Here is a 15,055-nt window from a genome sequence, read left to right on the forward strand (position 1 = left end):
TTTAAAGTTCGAATAATGCAGGTCTTTGCGTTACCTCGTGATAACAGATGCTTTTTTTATCAAAATAATGATATACCAGGCTTTTTCTGGTTCTTGTTTTATCTAAATGTGGTTCTCCGCCGTGAAGAATGTTGGCGTGCCAAATTAAAAGATCTCCTTTCTTGGCTCTGAAAACTTCTTTTTTCAAACCTAATTCCTTCACTTTATTTTCCAGGAATTCTTCATAGGCAAGATAACTTTTTTTGCCGATTTTAAAAGCCGTTCCTTCATTATCATAATCGGAATTAAGGAAATACGGGAGCTTGTGACTTCCCGGAATGTAATGTAAAGCTCCATTGTTTTCGTCAATGTCTTCCAAAGCGATCCAGACTCCGAGAAGCCCGCCCAAAGGATAGGTTGTCATGTGAATGCTGTCTGAGTGCGTTTTTTGCTGACTTCCGTTGATGAAATTGATACTTTGAAACAATTTGGCATCTCCATCAATCAAAACCGATAAAAATTCGAGTAAATTTTTGTCATTTCCGATGTTTCTGATGATTTCCGAATGATGAATAACAAACATCAGCTTTCCGCCATACCGAAACTTTATAGTTCCCTCCTCCATCAGTTTTTCAATCTCATTATTGATCTGGTCTGCTGTTTCAGGCTTCAAATAATTCCTCAAAATTAAATAACCATTGTCATCAAAACCTTGAGCACTCAGCTTGTTTTCTTCTGAAAGACTCCTGTAAAAATCTGTATTGAAAAGCTTTTCCGAATCAAATTTTCTTTCGTTCTCAGGTAAATGTGCAAAATCTTTACTTGAAATGCTTGAGAAATAAGATTTATTGAGACCGTATTTTTTGTAGAGCGGGATGTTATGCTGTAATTTTTTTCGGTTGAAAAAATTATAAATCATGTAAGGCAATTTGTAATTGCGTATCTTCTTTAGCATTGCTATTAGTTTGTAATACCTGTATAAATGTATGAAATATATTCAGAACTAATCTAAATAGCGTGATTAAATTAAAGTTTCATGATAAATTTCAAGCTCAGTAATTTTTTAATAATATCTTTTTTAGAATATTCAATCAGATGATAAGGTCGAAGTTCCGGTCTGAAACCTCTGAAAAACTCTTCTACATTGGGAATTTCACTTCCTTCAAAATCAAAAATTTTAGACTCAATATTTTGTTTTAAACAGGAATCGATCAAAACAGAAGCTCCGGAAATCTTCACAAAATCTTTATCGTTAAATGTTCCTAAAAGCGCTACCGTATGTTTATCAAAATAAGTAACGATCACATTAATGATTCTTTTATTCAAGTAAAAAGCAGAAAATGTAAGGCAACCAGCTTCCGCCATTTTTTTGAAAATCATCATGAAAGAATCAATATCTTCTTCTTTACTGGCTCCCAAAAAATTTTCTTTAATAAAGCTTTCAGCCTGTTCGAAATTGATATCTTTGGTTTCGGAATTGTTTACGACCTCTTCGTCAAGTCTTAATTTTCTTTTTCTTTTCGGAGAATATTTGGCATAAACAGTTTCATATTTTTCCGGAAGTATAAGGAAGTTTTTTTTGGATTTTAATGATGTTTTAAACTGATTAAATTCATTAAAAGCGTAAATTCTGATCAGGTAATTTTTCTCTAAAAATTTCAGAAAAACTTCATTGATTTCTACTTGATCTTCCTTAGAAAAAATTCCCAATTGCTGACAAAGCATAGGATTGTGAACAATTTTCACGCCCGATTTGTAAACATACGGAACAGGCATTACTGCTTCATAATCGTTGTAAACAATCAGTTCCCATTTTTTATCTGATGTAATATCTAGAAACGTTTTTGTTGCAGAATACTTTCGCTGTGCAGAGTTTTCGAGACAGAGCGTATATTTTTCAAAATCAATTTCATGGTATTGTAATCGTCTAATCATAATAATCCTTCGTCTGCAAAACTCAGATATGAGTTTTGGGTAATAATCAAATGATCCAAAAGCTGAATGCTCATCAAATCTCCGGCTTCCTTTACTTTTTTGGTGATGGTAATATCTTCAGAGCTTGGTTTCAGACTTCCCGAAGGGTGATTGTGCGAAATGATAATTCCCGTAGAAAAATGTTCTAAAGCCGTTTTGAAAAGTATTCTGATGTCTACAATCGACTGATTGATTCCGCCCTGAGTGAGTTGTGCAATATGAATCACTTTATTGTTCTGATTGAGAAACAGTGCCCAAAATTCTTCAGTTCTAAGATCAGCCAAATGTAATTTCAAAAGATCATAAGCATTTCTGCTGCTTGAAATCTGTGGTTTTTCCGGAATTTCCTGAGCTGCTCTTCGTTTTCCGATTTCCAGAGCAGTTGCAATAGAAATGGCTTTCACTTCACCGACGCCTTTAAATTTCATTAAATCTTTTATCGTCAGTAAACTTAGCTGATGCCAATTGTTATTCACCGAAGCTAAAATTTTTCTTGCCAGTTCTACAGCAGTTTCGTCCCTGCTTCCGCTACCCATAATGATGGCTAAAAGTTCAGAATCAGAAAGCGAATTTTTACCTTTCAATAAAAACTTTTCTCTTGGTCTGTCGTCTTCGGCTAAAAATTTTATAGACATGGGATCAGATTTAAACTAAAACTTTTTAAAGTTAATAAAAAGCATATAAAATGACGCTCTTTTTTGACTGATCGAGATGTTTTGCAGTCTCATTAAAAGCTTTTGAGGAAAGCATCGGACAACCTAAACTTAAACAGGCTAAATTCTGAGATTCTTTATCAGGAACACAGCCGAAAGAATGCAGTACAATGGCACGTTGCATTGCGTTGCTGTTGGTGGAATCTAAACCGTTTAAACGATACGCTTTCCCGAACTGACCGACATAACTTTCTTTTATTTCGTATTTCCCTAAAGATGATTGATAAGAACCTTCAATATTGGAAAATTTTAAAGTATTCGATTTTGGAATAACAGATCCTGAACCATGAGAAACTATTGCTCTCTGAATGATTCTGTTATTTTTGAGATCATATACAAAATACCTATATTTTCCGGAATGTAATTTAAAATTAATAAAAACCGCCAGATCCTGACTGTAGTTTTTATTTTTAATAAAATTTTTCAACTCCGAAATCTTCTCTTTTGGTAATATTTCTGCATTTTCCTGTGCTTTTGACTCGCTGCAGAAAATTAATAAAAGGAATGCAAAGAGTAAGGATTTCATATTTGTTTTAAAATTATTCTTAAAATATTTTTTTTTACCGCAAAAGATTCAAAAGATTTTTATTCGATTAAGCTATTCAAAAGCTAACAAAAACGATTGTGATTTTAAACTTTTGAATAGCTATTTTTAATCATTTCTTTTGAATCTTTTGCGGTAAACATTTTAATTATTCGATAATCAATCCGTCTTTCATCACCAATTTGCGGTCGGTAATTTCGGCTAACTGCGGATTGTGTGTTACAATCACGAAAGTCTGGTTGTATTTGTCTCTCAAATCAAAAAATAAACGGTGAAGATCATCTGCATTTTTTGAATCCAAATTTCCTGTCGGTTCATCTGCATAAATAATCTTCGGAGAGTTGATTAAAGCTCTTGCAACCGCAACTCTTTGCGCTTCACCACCCGATAACTGATTGGGTTTGTGATGGATTCTCTGTGCAATTTTAAGATCTTCAAACAGGTCATATGCTTTTTCCAGCATTTCTTTTTCGTTGGCTCCTGCAATTTTTGTCGGTAATAAAACATTTTCCAGCGCTGTAAATTCGGGAAGCAACTGGTGAAACTGAAATACAAAACCAATATTCTGATTTCTGAATTTCGAGATCTGTTTGTCGCTCATGTAAATAAACGGCTGATCATTCAAGAAAATTTCGGTGTCGTATTTTTGAGGATTTGAAGGGCTATCTAAAGTCCCTAAAATCTGAAGAAGTGTAGATTTTCCTGCGCCGGATTCCCCGACAATAGAAACTACTTCACCTGCTTTGATGTGAATATCAACTCCTTTCAATACTTCCAGATTTCCATAAGATTTATGGATGTTTCTTGCTTTAATCATGCTTCAAAAATAGTGAAATTTTTGCTTCCTGCTTTTAGCATTTAGCGTTTGACTGCAATTTTTATTGTTATTTTTCTTTTCGGATTAAAATTCTAAAAGTTGTGCCTTTTCCGACTTCAGTCTGAGAAATTTTAATATCGCCATTGTGATATTCCTGTACTACTCTTTTAGCTAAACTTAAGCCCAATCCCCAACCGCGTTTTTTTGTAGAATATCCAGGCTTGAAAGCATTCTGAGCCTGATATTTTGTCATTCCGCTTCCGTTGTCTTTTACTTCTACCAGAATGTTTTTATTCCTTTCAAAAACAGACATTTGCAGAATTCCCTCCCCTTTCATTGCATCTACCGCGTTTTTCACGAGATTTTCTATTACCCAGCTCATCAGAATTTTATTATGCGGAACCAGAATATTGTAAGTAGGAAGCAAAAGGGTGAATGTTATTTTTTTTGAAATCCTTGTTTTCAGGTAATCAAAATTTTCCTGAATGGTTTCATTAAAATTCATATCATTCAGCTCAGGAACGGAACCTATTTTCGAAAACCTTTCCGAGATTGTTCTCAGTCGGCTGATGTCTTTTTCAATTTCAATAACGCCATCCGAATCCGGATTTTCCATTTTCATGATTTCCATCCAGCCCATCATCGAAGATAGCGGAGTTCCGATCTGATGTGCGGTTTCCTTTGCTAAACCTGCCCAAAGATAACCTTCGTCGGTTTTTTTAACCGTTCTTAAAAACCAGAATGAAAATAAAAAATAACATAAGACAAAGAAGCCCAGAAGAAACGGAAAATACTGAAGGTTATTGAGAATTTCAGAATTATCGTAATACACAAACTGATCATTTCCACCCTGAACTTTTATTTCGATAGCCGGATATTTCTTCTCCATCCTGTTTGCTTCAGCAATGATCTTCTGAGGGTCTTCTCCTATTTCTTTTGATAAATGTTTGTATTCTATGATCTGATCATTTTTATCTAAAATAATCATAGGAATGGTTGTGTTTGAGCTGTAAATCGCCAAAAGCAATTCCTGAACCTCCAAACTAGGAGTGACATCCTGCTGAAATTTCAGAGCTCTTACCAAAATATCAACCCTTTTTACTTCTTCTTTCTTTAAGTAATTGACCACCAAAGTAGATGTAATTACGATGGATACAACGACCAGAGTCATTAAAGAAAAAATAAACCAGTTGTTGAACCTGGCAAAAATGGATCTTTTTTTCAAGTGTATTTATTTTAAAACATTTAAAATCTTTTGCAGCTCTGTACTTCCGCTTCCCTGATAATTATTGATAATGATTGCATACACATATCTCTTGCCGTCTTTTGATGTATGATAACCTGCATAGGATTTTGTGTCTCTCATGGTTCCACTTTTCATTTTCATGCCATTGTCCTGAGTCGGAAATCCGTCATAATAGGCATCAAACCAAGTCTGTTTTTTAGCATACAGTAAAGCCTGAACTTCTGCTTTTGCCGAGACATAATTTTGTGGTGAAAGTCCGCTTCCGTCAGCAAAATTGATCATGTTGGCATTGATTCCTTTCGATTTCCAAAATTCTTTCAGGTAAGCGATTCCACTTTTGAAACTTGGATTTCCTTTTTTCTCTTTGCCTAAAGTTTTAATGATATTTTCACCATATAAATTAACGGATTTTCTTAAAAACCAATAAATTATTTTATCTAAAGTCGGCGATTCATACGTGAGAATAATATTGTTTTTTGGAGCTTCCAAAGACTTTTTTCCATCGATTTCCAGTTGAGAACTGGTCAAAACTTTACCTGATATTTCAATTCCTGATTCTTTCAGCCACTTTTGAACTTCGACTCCCAACTGTAACGGCGGATTCGGAACAGAACCTGAAACAGTGACTGCTTTTGAGGGTAAAGTTCCATTAATTAAAGCCACATCAGAATGCGGTGCAGTAAAAATTAAACTCTGGTCTGAGTTTCCGCCAGTTTTTACATCATTCAGCCATTTTACAGCTTCCAGCGGATAAGAAAAACTTTTGATCTCGCTTCCGTTCATATTCATGTCGAACTGATTTTCGCGCCAGTTGATTCCCCAAACTCCTGCTCCATAGTAATTTCCTAAGTCATCCCACGGCCAACCTCCTGGAATTGTCTGATGGTCGAAATAAGAATCGTCAATAATCAGATCTCCTGAAATCTTTGTAATTCCTGATTTTTTTACGGCTTCAATAAGTTTTTGTTTAAAATTTTCAGGTTTATAGCCTTCATAACGCCAACTTCCTAAAGTCGGGTCACCGTTTGAGGTAATAAATAGATTTCCATTTAAATTTCCACCTGAAATATTCCCTGAATAGGATGAAGTTGTTTTATAAGTATAGTTTTTTCCTAAAGTTTCGAGAGCTGCGGCGGCAGTGAAAATTTTCTGCGTTGAAGCTGTAGAAAGTCCTTTGCTTCCCTGAAATTCATAGATCAGATTTCCGCTTTCATCAGAAACATAAAAGGAAAGATTAGATGAAACGGCCAATGAAGAATTCATTAGATTTTTTGTAACATCATCTAACTTCTGAGCGACATTTTGTGCGAAAATAATTTGTGTGGAAAGAACTGATATGGTAAGTAACTTTTTCATAAATAAAATATAAACATTGAGATTCTTCACTTTCGCTTTGTTATCGTTCAGAATGACAAACTGTAAAATTAAAGATTTGAACCAGATTCAATTTCGTAAGGTTCTTTTCCCTTTTCAAAAATCCTTGTCAATTCGCTTCCTTCAACCGTAGTTTTCTTGCCAATTTTTCGGATCCAGTTTCCTTCACGAAGACCGACAACTTTGATGTCATTTTGGGTTAAAAATTCTTTGATTCTGGTTTCTCTCGTTTCACCATTATGCTTCAAATCCGGATTTGGATCTAAATAATGCGGATTGATATTAAACGGAACCAATCCCATACAATCAAAACTTGGTGGATAAACAATCGGCATATCGTTCGTTGTTTTCATGTTTTGTCCACCAATATTACTTCCTGCACTACAGCCTAAATAAGCTTTTCCGTTTTCTATGTTTTGTTTTAAAACAGACATCAGATTTTCTTCGTGTAACGTTTTAACCAATAAAAAAGTGTTTCCGCCGCCCGTAAAATATCCTTTTGCTGAATTTAAAGCTTCGGTTTTGTCTTCAAACTCGTGTAAACCTTTTACATTAATATTTATTGTTTTGAAGAAAGATTTAGCTTTTGCCGTGTAATCATCGTGTGAAATTCCGCCCGGTCTTGCAAACGGAATGAAGATGATCTCATCAATTTCTTTATATAATTCGATTAATTCTTCTTTTAAATATTCAAGATAATCTCCGCCAAAAAGTGTGGAAGTAGATGCTAATAATACATTCATAAATAAAAAATTGCTTAATTATTAAAACAAAGATAAACTCAAACGCAGTAAGAATCAAAAATTACGCTAAAAAACATAGTAAAACCGTTAAGAAACTCAAAAAAAGCTTAAAGGCTCTAAAAGAATGGGCAAAAAACAAATTTGAATCTGCTAAATTAGCTATAGTAATTTTAAAATGTAGAAATATGAAAACGGTTAAAATGAATATCAAGCAATTATTTACAGGTTTAATGATCTTGGGAAGTACAGGAATTATTTTTGCACAGACAAGTCCCAAAACGGATAGCGTAAGCAGTACGCCAGTTCAGGCATCTGCAACTGTTCAGACAAATCCTGTCATTGAAAATTTAAAAAAACAGGTAGAGGCCAATCCTAAAGATGCAGAATCTCTTGCAAAATTAGCAACCGCTTATCAGGATGCTTCTGACTGGCAAAATGCTGTAGCAACCTGGAAAAAAATATCTGTTTTGCTACCAGATTGGGCACCATCATATTACAGCCAGGCTTACGCCTATCAGTCTGCAAAAGATGATGTGAATGCAAAACTGGCTTACGAAAAATATATTTCAACGGTGAAACCTGAAGAAATTGAAGCCAGTAAAAAGAATTTAGCATATGCTTATTATTTCATTGCGTTCTCGGAACAAAAAGAGAATCCGGACAAAGCAAAAGAACACATTGCAAAATCTATTCAATATGATCCAAGCAATCAGGATGCAATTAAACTGAGCCAGGCTTTAAATTCATAAAGCAACACTCCGGAAAAATTTCCGGAGTTTTTATTTTATTTTTTTTCCGAAGAAATCTCCTTCTCCAATTAAATATCTTATTATTTTTCCAATATTTCTTTCGATGCTTTCTGCTGTTTTCAGATTGTTGATATAACGAACTACCTCTAATCTCATTGATGGAATTAGACTTTCAAAATTTTTCGTAGCAATAGGATTTTTTTTAATTGCTTTTTCTAAATCAGGATGCATTAAAATTGTTCTGTCCGAATCATCAAATTCTACTGAAATTTCAAGTATTTCCCCAATTCTTTTAGGAGAATTTTTCAGCATGGTTAAATTGATATACAACCGCCATTCTCCTGAATATCTCATTAAATTTTGTTTAAATTCTTTACCATTTACCACACCTTTTACAGGAATCGGACTTTTATTCTTTCCCGAGGTTTTAAATATTTCATTTAAAATCTCATCAGGAATGAAAACAAACGGATTGATTCCTATGATTTTGAGTTGGGCTGTGAAATGGTTTTTCATTTAAGTTTTTAAGAAGTTTAAAATTAATGATTAAATATATTTTATAAGTGTTTATTTTTAAACCAATCCGTCAAAAATTCTTTCGAATTTTCGCCACCAGTGCCTCATTATTTTTAATTAATTTTTGCTTTGGTGAATCTCGTTCCTCGATTTCCAAAGGAGGGGAATTTTATTTCGTATTCCATATTTATATTCTGATGTAACCCGCAAAATAATTTCGCACTCGAAATGGATTGTTTATCTTTGTGAATCTAAATAATTAAAAAAAATGAAATTTTTTATTGACACTGCTAATTTAGAGCAAATTAAAGAAGCAAAAGACCTTGGAATTTTGGACGGTGTTACCACCAACCCATCATTGATGGCAAAAGAAGGAATTCAGGGAGCTGAAGCGATCAAAAATCATTATAAGACAATCTGCGAAATCGTAGACGGAGATATTTCTGCTGAAGTGCTTTCTACGACTTACGAAGAAATGATCAAAGAAGGAGACGAACTGGCTGCAATTCACCCGAATATCGTTGTGAAAATTCCGATGATCAAAGACGGAATTAAAGCGTTGAAATATTTTTCAGATAAAGGTATAAAAACCAACTGTACTTTGATTTTCTCTCCGGGACAGGCGCTTTTAGCGGCTAAAGCTGGGGCAACTTATGTTTCTCCATTCTTGGGAAGATTAGATGATATTACAACAGATGGTTTAAATTTAATTCAGGAAATCAGATTGATTTTTGATAATTATATGTACGAAACTGAAATTTTGGCTGCATCCATCCGTCATTCAATGCACATTATCGACTGTGCTAAAATTGGTGCAGATGTGATCACTTCACCACTTCCTCCAATCTTGAGTTTATTGAAGCATCCATTAACAGACAGCGGATTGGCTCAGTTTGTTGCAGATTCTCAGAAATTAGCGTAATCATTTGAAATTTGATATTCTTCGATTATTAAATTTTAGCTCTACACATAAAAAATCCCGGAACAATTCGTTTCGGGATTTAATTTTATATAGGATTTATTTTACCAGTCATTGGCTCTTTTTCTTTTTTCGATCATATAATCGACTGAAATTTTTCCAGCTCCAAAAGCTATGATCATTAAATAAATTGAAAGATAAAGTAAACTTAATTCTCTTGCATTAAAACCATCGGCTCCATGTTTAACGAAAGCTGCAATTGCCATGGTGAAAATTAAAAAACCAGCAGCAACTCTTGTAAACAATCCTAAAATCAGAAAAATCGAACAAATAAATTCAGCAAAAACGGCTAATCCCAGTGTAATTGTAGGTCCCAAACCCAAAAAATCGAAAGGGTCTTTTCCTAAATTTCCATCAATCAGATTCTGAAGTTTAGGATATCCGTGAGAAAGCATTGCAAATCCCACAAACAATCGCACAATAAAAATAATAATATCAAAAATTAATGGATTAGTCTTTGAATTTACGTAGCTCATCGATTGAAAATTTAGATTAAAGATAATAAAAATCTTTTAATACAACGATGGATATTGAGTTTTTAGTCTATCTATATCCGAAATTTTTCAAATCTCTGTCGTTTTTTCTCCAGTCTTTTTTTACTTTTACGAAAAGGTTGAGATGAATTTTTTTAGCAAAGAATTTTTCAAGATCAAGTCTGGCTTCTGTTCCTACTTTTTTGATCGCCTCACCTTTATGACCGATAATGATTCCTTTCTGGGTATCTCTTTCTACATAAATAATAGAATCAATAAAGATAATTCCTTCTTTTTCTTTGAACATTTCTGTTACGACTTCTACAGAATACGGAATTTCTTTATCGTAATTTAAAAGTATTTTCTCTCTTATCGCTTCATTTACAAAGAAACGTTCAGGTTTATCGGTGTACATATCTTTGTCATAATACGGCGGATTTTCCGGTAACATTGATTTCAGTTTCGGAAGAATAATCTCTGTATTAAAAGCATTTAAAGCAGAAATCGGAAGAATTTCAGCTTTAGGAATTCTCTCATGCCAATCGGAAACCAGTTTCTCCAGACCTTCCTGATTCGTCTGATCAACTTTATTGAGTAGCAATAAAACAGGAACCGGAATTTTATTTAACTTATCAATTAAAAATTCAGAAGGTTCAGCTTTATCAGTTACGTCAACAATAAAAAGGAAAACGTCTGCATCCTGTAAAGAATCTTTCACAAAATCCATCATTTTTTCCTGCAAACCATATTTTGGGTCTAAAACTCCGGGAGTATCAGAGAATACAATCTGTAGATCATCTTCATTATAAATTCCAAAAATTCTATGTCTTGTTGTCTGAGCCTTTTGGGTTACAATAGCCAGCTTCTCACCCATCAGTTGATTGAGAAGGGTTGATTTTCCGGCATTTGGCTTTCCAACGATATTTACAAATCCTGCTTTATGCATATAAAAAAATTAAATCGTTTTTATTACGATCTGCAAAGTTACTAAAACAAAATTTGGATTTTGGTCTATATTAAAATTAGATGCTTAAAAAAGTCTATTTTTGAAGAATAATTAATCCTGACTTTCTCATGGAAATCGATCAGATCATCAATACCATTTTTCCGCTTCCGGAATTATCCAAATTAAATTTAATTCAACATATTTCTGAAGTGAGCCATTCTAAAGGTTTTTGTCTGATGGAAGCTAATAAAGTCATTCCCTATATTTATTTTCTGAAAAAAGGGATCGTTCGGGCTTATGCATCAACTGAAAACAATGATATTACTTTTTGGTTTGGGACTGAAGGAGAACCCGTTGTTTCGATGAAAAGCTATGTGGATGAAAAACCTGGTTACGAAAGCATTGAGCTTTTGGAAGACTGTGATTTTTATGTTTTGGAAACCGAAAAATTAAAGACTCTTTTTAATGAAGATATTCATATTGCGAACTGGGGAAGAAAATTTGCAGAAAGAGAGCTGTAAAAACAGAAGAATTGATCATTTCCAGGCAGTATAAAACGGCTTTAGAGCGATATAAAGATTTGATAAAAGAAAAACCTTATTTGCTTCAAAGAGTTCAGCTTGGTCATATCGCTTCTTATTTGGGAATTACGCAGGTGAGTTTGAGTAGAATTCGCGCGGAAATTAAATAACTATCTAAATTATTCTCTCGCAGATTTTGCTGATTAAGCAGATTTTTTTAATCAGCGTTATCTGCTAAATCTGCGAGAGTTTTCTTATTAAAATTCAACAATAAATCTTTTTTTAACATTTGTAAAATTTTAATTCGGTAGAAAATCTCAATTTTGCGGCATAAAATTATGTATTAATGAACTGGATTATTTTAATCATTGCAGGATTATTTGAGGTGGCTTTTGCATCATGCCTCGGAAAAGTAAAGGAAACCACAGGAAATGAAATGTATTGGTGGTTTGGTGGTTTTTTGGTTTGCCTTACTGTTTCGATGCTTTTACTTATCAAAGCCACAGAAACTTTGCCGATAGGAACCGCTTATGCAGTGTGGACTGGAATTGGCGCTGTAGGAACCGCTTTAGTCGGAATTTTTGTATTTAAAGATCCTGCAAGTTTTTGGAGAGTATTTTTTATCTGTACTCTGATTGGTTCTGTAATTGGTTTGAAAGCAGTTTCTCATTAATTTTAGACCATTATTTCTTATATTTGGGAAAAATATTTATGAAGACAAAATTATTTTTTCTTTTAATCACTTATTCTTTATTTGGTCAGAATGCTGAACTCTTTAATAATAACTGGTACGTTTCTCACATTGTAAACAACGGACAGACAACAAATGCAGTTCCTCTGCCTTCACCTTTGGGATCTTCTAAATTTACATTAAGCGGATCTGATTATGTATTTATTTCTTATTATTTTAATACGGCAGGAAATAATGTAATCTTCTCATCATCGCAAAACAGCTTTACTAAAAATCAAGGTTCATGTACATTAGCACAATATGTTGGAGTAAATCAAGATGCAGTTAGAGATTTTGATCAGAAACATTGTGATTTTTACGTGAGTTATATTCCTGTTGGAACTATTTTTAATTATCAAATTATTAATAATGGAAGCTCAAAAATACTTGCAATAACCAATGCAACTACTGGTAATATAATTTATTATAATAATTCAATTTTGGGTACTAAGGAAAATGCTTTGAAGAAAACATTTAGAATCTATCCAAATCCTTCGAGTGACTTTTTGATTGTAGAAAATATTGATAAAAATTTAAAGGTGAAAATTTATGATGTATCAGGTAAAATAATTTATGAGACTTTATCATCCGGTAAAGCATTAAAAATTAATACTGAAAATTTTCAAAAAGGTCAATATATTTTAAGTATAGAAAATTCCAAATCTGAATTTTTCATAAAGAATTAAACCTCAATTCTATAAACAAAAACGGCTTCACATTCTGAAGCCGTTTTTTATTTCTTTAAAACAATTGGTAAAATTTCGTTGTGTCTTAAACCGTATTTTTTTATTTCAGCATCGGAGAACTCCTGCGAATAAAAATTAGCCTGAGCTTGAAAACCAGCTGCCTCAAGACGATCAAAATAATCCATCCCATACCATCGAACATGGTCGTACTGACCGAAATGTTTCTGGCGTTCTTTCGGATCTGTAATGGTAAAATCTTCATAAGTTTTCTCCAGAGAATTTTTCATCGGAACCTGTAAAATTCCCCAACCGCCCGGTTTCATTACTCTGTAGAGTTCACTCATTGCTTTTGCATCATCTTCAATATGTTCCAGAACATGGTTGCAGAAAATAATATCAAAAGAATTATCTTCAAATGGCAGATTCAAGATATCTGCTTTCACATCAACAATAGGCGAGTACAAATCTGCAGAAATGTAATTCAGGTTGCTCATCCTTTTGAATTTTCTCAAAAATTCCTGTTCGGGAGCAATATGAAGAACTTTATAATTCTTGATGAAAAAATCGGTTTCATTCTGAAGATAAAGATACATTTGGCGGTGTCTTTCAAGGCTTAAAGTTCCAGGAGAAAGTGCATTTTCCCGCTGCTTTCCGTATCCATAAGGAAGAAATTTCCTGTAAGATCTTCCGTCAATCGGATCAAAAAACTGATCTCCTTTAAAAAACTGGTATATAATCGGCCGCGCCCAAATGCTCATTTTAATCAACATCGGACGTGGAATTTTATTTAATAAAAACTTAGTCAGCTTTTTCATTAAAAATCCAGTTGAAATGGCTTTTCTTCATCACTTACGATTCCTAAAGCCTCATAAATGTAATCAAAAGTAGACAGCAAAACAGGTTTACCATTAATTACACAAACATCATGCTCGAAATGTGCAGAAGGCTGATTATCAAGTGTTGTAACCGTCCAACCATCATTATGGAATTTCACTTTTTCTGTTCCAAGGTTAATCATCGGTTCGATAGCGATTGCCAAACCGTCTTTGATCACTTTTCCACTTCCCTGTCTTCCGTAATTCGGCACTTGTGGATCTTCGTGCATTTTCTTTCCTAAACCATGGCCAACAAGCTCTTTTACAACTCCGTAACCTTCTTTTTCACAGTGATTCTGAATGGCATAGGAAATATCTCCGATACGCTTTCCTCTTACACATTGCTCGATACCTTTATAAAGAGATTCTTTGGCTACTTTAAGCAGTTTTTTAGTTTCCGGTTTTACTTCACCGATTTCGAAAGTATAGGCGTGATCTCCTACATAACCGTTAAGAATTGCACCACAGTCCACAGAAAGAATATCACCTTCCTTAATCTCTTCCTTATTCGGAAAACCATGAACAACTTGTTCGTTTGGTGAAATACAAAGAGAATTCGGGAAACCACCGTATCCTAAAAATGCAGGTTCAGCACCATGATCTTTTATAAAATCGTGTGCTAATTTATCTAAATGTAAAGTAGTGATTCCGGGTTTGATTTCTTTCGCCAACATTCCTAATGTTCTGGAAACCAATCTCGCACTTTCTTTCATAAGACGAAGCTCGTCTATTGTTTTTAAATGAATCATTATTTTTATAAAGAACCAAGAAACAAGTAAAAAGAAACTTTTTTCTAACTTTTGGTTCTATTTTTAATTTATATTATTGTCTTTATCTTTCGTATTATTTAAAATACTTCCAAAAATATTCTTTAGTTCGAAACTTTCTTGCAAGAGTGTATCTAATTCTGAAGATTCAAAATCGCTAAGTGATTTTATAATTCTCAGCCAATAATTCGTTTCTCTTGTTTCCCTTAAAGATATTCTTATTTTATTTCTAAAATCTTTTAAAGAAGAACCAGCTTGTGATTCTTCATAATTTGCTCCAAGTGAAGTTGCTGACTTACATATTTGAAATCTTATCACTTTATATTCAGGATAATTGGGAAGATTTCTTAAAAATTTTATACAATCAACTCCAAACTTAAAAGTTCTTTCAAGTAAATCATTTTTTTTCATCAGGTTTGAGTT

The 15,055-nt window shown here is 33.5% G+C and carries 18 protein-coding genes and 1 pseudogene; 5 read left to right on the forward strand and 14 right to left on the reverse strand.

Annotation, left to right across the window (positions count from 1 at the left end):
- Nucleotide 1: 1 nt before the first annotated feature.
- From BA768_RS18245 to pepE, 8 genes are all read right to left on the reverse strand, one after another.
- Nucleotides 2-898, reverse strand: a complete 897-nt coding sequence (locus BA768_RS18245; RefSeq protein WP_228388495.1) for a phytanoyl-CoA dioxygenase family protein — start codon at nucleotides 896-898, stop codon at nucleotides 2-4.
- A 107-nt stretch (nucleotides 899-1,005) separates the two neighbouring features.
- On the reverse strand, nucleotides 1,006-1,914 hold the full coding sequence (locus BA768_RS18250) for a hypothetical protein (RefSeq protein ID WP_051882779.1): 909 nt from the start codon (nucleotides 1,912-1,914) through the stop codon (nucleotides 1,006-1,008).
- Nucleotides 1,911-2,588 carry a RadC family protein gene (radC, locus tag BA768_RS18255; RefSeq protein ID WP_034676449.1) on the reverse strand — a complete coding sequence of 226 codons (678 nt, stop codon included), beginning with the start codon at nucleotides 2,586-2,588 and terminating at the stop codon, nucleotides 1,911-1,913. Before radC ends, BA768_RS18250 begins: the two co-directional genes overlap by 4 nt.
- A 31-nt stretch (nucleotides 2,589-2,619) precedes the next feature.
- The gene (locus BA768_RS18260; RefSeq protein ID WP_065721912.1) at nucleotides 2,620-3,192 is read right to left on the reverse strand and encodes a murein L,D-transpeptidase catalytic domain-containing protein; all 573 of its coding nucleotides are present in this window, start codon (nucleotides 3,190-3,192) and stop codon (nucleotides 2,620-2,622) included.
- Between the two features lie 166 nt (nucleotides 3,193-3,358).
- Nucleotides 3,359-4,027: an ABC transporter ATP-binding protein gene (locus tag BA768_RS18265; protein ID WP_065721913.1), complete on the reverse strand. Its 669-nt coding sequence runs from the start codon at nucleotides 4,025-4,027 to the stop codon at nucleotides 3,359-3,361.
- A gap of 67 nt (nucleotides 4,028-4,094) precedes the next feature.
- Entirely contained in the window at nucleotides 4,095-5,252 is a 1,158-nt protein-coding gene (locus BA768_RS18270; protein ID WP_228388497.1) for a sensor histidine kinase, read from the reverse strand.
- A gap of 6 nt (nucleotides 5,253-5,258) precedes the next feature.
- A complete protein-coding gene (gene dacB / locus BA768_RS18275; RefSeq protein WP_065721915.1) occupies nucleotides 5,259-6,629 on the reverse strand; it encodes a D-alanyl-D-alanine carboxypeptidase/D-alanyl-D-alanine-endopeptidase in 1,371 nt (456 codons plus the stop codon).
- 68 nt (nucleotides 6,630-6,697) lie between these two features.
- The gene (gene pepE / locus BA768_RS18280) at nucleotides 6,698-7,390 is read right to left on the reverse strand and encodes a dipeptidase PepE (RefSeq protein ID WP_065721916.1); all 693 of its coding nucleotides are present in this window, start codon (nucleotides 7,388-7,390) and stop codon (nucleotides 6,698-6,700) included.
- A 185-nt stretch (nucleotides 7,391-7,575) separates the two neighbouring features.
- Here pepE and BA768_RS18285 point away from each other — a divergent pair, with 185 nt between their 5' ends.
- Entirely contained in the window at nucleotides 7,576-8,139 is a 564-nt protein-coding gene (locus tag BA768_RS18285) for a tetratricopeptide repeat protein (protein ID WP_065721917.1), read from the forward strand.
- 30 nt (nucleotides 8,140-8,169) lie between these two features.
- Here the strand turns inward: BA768_RS18285 and BA768_RS18290 are convergent, their stop codons facing one another.
- Complete coding sequence (locus tag BA768_RS18290; protein WP_065721918.1) at nucleotides 8,170-8,655, reverse strand: YdeI/OmpD-associated family protein; 486 nt, start codon at nucleotides 8,653-8,655, stop codon at nucleotides 8,170-8,172.
- Nucleotides 8,656-8,923: 268 nt separating this feature from the next.
- Between BA768_RS18290 and fsa the strand changes: the two genes are divergently transcribed.
- Nucleotides 8,924-9,577, forward strand: coding sequence for a fructose-6-phosphate aldolase (fsa, locus tag BA768_RS18295; RefSeq protein WP_034676464.1), 654 nt, complete (start codon nucleotides 8,924-8,926; stop codon nucleotides 9,575-9,577).
- 101 nt (nucleotides 9,578-9,678) lie between these two features.
- Here fsa and BA768_RS18300 read toward each other — a convergent pair whose 3' ends face one another.
- Both BA768_RS18300 and era read right to left on the reverse strand, forming a co-directional pair.
- Nucleotides 9,679-10,110 carry a DoxX family protein gene (locus tag BA768_RS18300; RefSeq protein ID WP_065721919.1) on the reverse strand — a complete coding sequence of 144 codons (432 nt, stop codon included), beginning with the start codon at nucleotides 10,108-10,110 and terminating at the stop codon, nucleotides 9,679-9,681.
- A 67-nt stretch (nucleotides 10,111-10,177) separates the two neighbouring features.
- Nucleotides 10,178-11,053, reverse strand: coding sequence for a GTPase Era (gene era / locus BA768_RS18305; protein WP_034676468.1), 876 nt, complete (start codon nucleotides 11,051-11,053; stop codon nucleotides 10,178-10,180).
- Nucleotides 11,054-11,181: 128 nt separating this feature from the next.
- Here era and BA768_RS18310 point away from each other — a divergent pair.
- The 3 genes and pseudogenes from BA768_RS18310 to BA768_RS18320 all read left to right on the forward strand — a co-directional run bounded on the left by BA768_RS18310 (nucleotide 11,182) and on the right by BA768_RS18320 (nucleotide 12,990).
- Nucleotides 11,182-11,744: pseudogene (locus BA768_RS18310) on the forward strand (Crp/Fnr family transcriptional regulator).
- Nucleotides 11,745-11,920: 176 nt separating this feature from the next.
- Nucleotides 11,921-12,247, forward strand: a complete 327-nt coding sequence (locus tag BA768_RS18315) for a DMT family transporter (RefSeq protein WP_065721920.1) — start codon at nucleotides 11,921-11,923, stop codon at nucleotides 12,245-12,247.
- A 38-nt stretch (nucleotides 12,248-12,285) separates the two neighbouring features.
- Nucleotides 12,286-12,990, forward strand: coding sequence for a T9SS type A sorting domain-containing protein (locus BA768_RS18320; RefSeq protein WP_065721921.1), 705 nt, complete (start codon nucleotides 12,286-12,288; stop codon nucleotides 12,988-12,990).
- Nucleotides 12,991-13,037: 47 nt separating this feature from the next.
- On the opposite strand, the gene BA768_RS18325 is transcribed toward BA768_RS18320, so the two are convergent.
- The 3 genes from BA768_RS18325 to BA768_RS18335 all read right to left on the reverse strand — a co-directional run bounded on the left by BA768_RS18325 (nucleotide 13,038) and on the right by BA768_RS18335 (nucleotide 15,043).
- Nucleotides 13,038-13,805, reverse strand: a complete 768-nt coding sequence (locus BA768_RS18325; RefSeq protein WP_034676475.1) for a class I SAM-dependent methyltransferase — start codon at nucleotides 13,803-13,805, stop codon at nucleotides 13,038-13,040.
- Nucleotides 13,805-14,614, reverse strand: coding sequence for a type I methionyl aminopeptidase (gene map, locus BA768_RS18330; RefSeq protein ID WP_034676477.1), 810 nt, complete (start codon nucleotides 14,612-14,614; stop codon nucleotides 13,805-13,807). Before map ends, BA768_RS18325 begins: the two co-directional genes overlap by 1 nt.
- A gap of 63 nt (nucleotides 14,615-14,677) precedes the next feature.
- Nucleotides 14,678-15,043 carry a four helix bundle protein gene (locus BA768_RS18335; RefSeq protein ID WP_065721922.1) on the reverse strand — a complete coding sequence of 122 codons (366 nt, stop codon included), beginning with the start codon at nucleotides 15,041-15,043 and terminating at the stop codon, nucleotides 14,678-14,680.
- Nucleotides 15,044-15,055: the final 12 nt, after the last annotated feature.

The sequence above is a fragment of the Chryseobacterium sp. CBo1 genome, from assembly GCF_001693475.1.
Taxonomy (GTDB): Bacteria; Bacteroidota; Bacteroidia; order Flavobacteriales; family Weeksellaceae; genus Chryseobacterium; species Chryseobacterium formosense.

What these genes read in the sequence shown, in the direction of transcription:
- BA768_RS18245 (WP_228388495.1), bottom strand. Translation starts at nt 898, where the DNA reads ATGATTTATAATTTTTTCAACCGAAAAAAATTACAGCATAACATCCCG.
- BA768_RS18250 (WP_051882779.1), bottom strand. Translation starts at nt 1,914, where the DNA reads ATGATTAGACGATTACAATACCATGAAATTGATTTTGAAAAATATACG.
- radC (WP_034676449.1), bottom strand. Translation starts at nt 2,588, where the DNA reads ATGTCTATAAAATTTTTAGCCGAAGACGACAGACCAAGAGAAAAGTTT.
- BA768_RS18260 (WP_065721912.1), bottom strand. Translation starts at nt 3,192, where the DNA reads ATGAAATCCTTACTCTTTGCATTCCTTTTATTAATTTTCTGCAGCGAG.
- BA768_RS18265 (WP_065721913.1), bottom strand. Translation starts at nt 4,027, where the DNA reads ATGATTAAAGCAAGAAACATCCATAAATCTTATGGAAATCTGGAAGTA.
- dacB (WP_065721915.1), bottom strand. Translation starts at nt 6,629, where the DNA reads ATGAAAAAGTTACTTACCATATCAGTTCTTTCCACACAAATTATTTTC.
- pepE (WP_065721916.1), bottom strand. Translation starts at nt 7,390, where the DNA reads ATGAATGTATTATTAGCATCTACTTCCACACTTTTTGGCGGAGATTAT.
- BA768_RS18285 (WP_065721917.1), top strand. Translation starts at nt 7,576, where the DNA reads ATGAAAACGGTTAAAATGAATATCAAGCAATTATTTACAGGTTTAATG.
- BA768_RS18290 (WP_065721918.1), bottom strand. Translation starts at nt 8,655, where the DNA reads ATGAAAAACCATTTCACAGCCCAACTCAAAATCATAGGAATCAATCCG.
- fsa (WP_034676464.1), top strand. Translation starts at nt 8,924, where the DNA reads ATGAAATTTTTTATTGACACTGCTAATTTAGAGCAAATTAAAGAAGCA.
- BA768_RS18300 (WP_065721919.1), bottom strand. Translation starts at nt 10,110, where the DNA reads ATGAGCTACGTAAATTCAAAGACTAATCCATTAATTTTTGATATTATT.
- era (WP_034676468.1), bottom strand. Translation starts at nt 11,053, where the DNA reads ATGCATAAAGCAGGATTTGTAAATATCGTTGGAAAGCCAAATGCCGGA.
- BA768_RS18315 (WP_065721920.1), top strand. Translation starts at nt 11,921, where the DNA reads ATGAACTGGATTATTTTAATCATTGCAGGATTATTTGAGGTGGCTTTT.
- BA768_RS18320 (WP_065721921.1), top strand. Translation starts at nt 12,286, where the DNA reads ATGAAGACAAAATTATTTTTTCTTTTAATCACTTATTCTTTATTTGGT.
- BA768_RS18325 (WP_034676475.1), bottom strand. Translation starts at nt 13,805, where the DNA reads ATGAAAAAGCTGACTAAGTTTTTATTAAATAAAATTCCACGTCCGATG.
- map (WP_034676477.1), bottom strand. Translation starts at nt 14,614, where the DNA reads ATGATTCATTTAAAAACAATAGACGAGCTTCGTCTTATGAAAGAAAGT.
- BA768_RS18335 (WP_065721922.1), bottom strand. Translation starts at nt 15,043, where the DNA reads ATGAAAAAAAATGATTTACTTGAAAGAACTTTTAAGTTTGGAGTTGAT.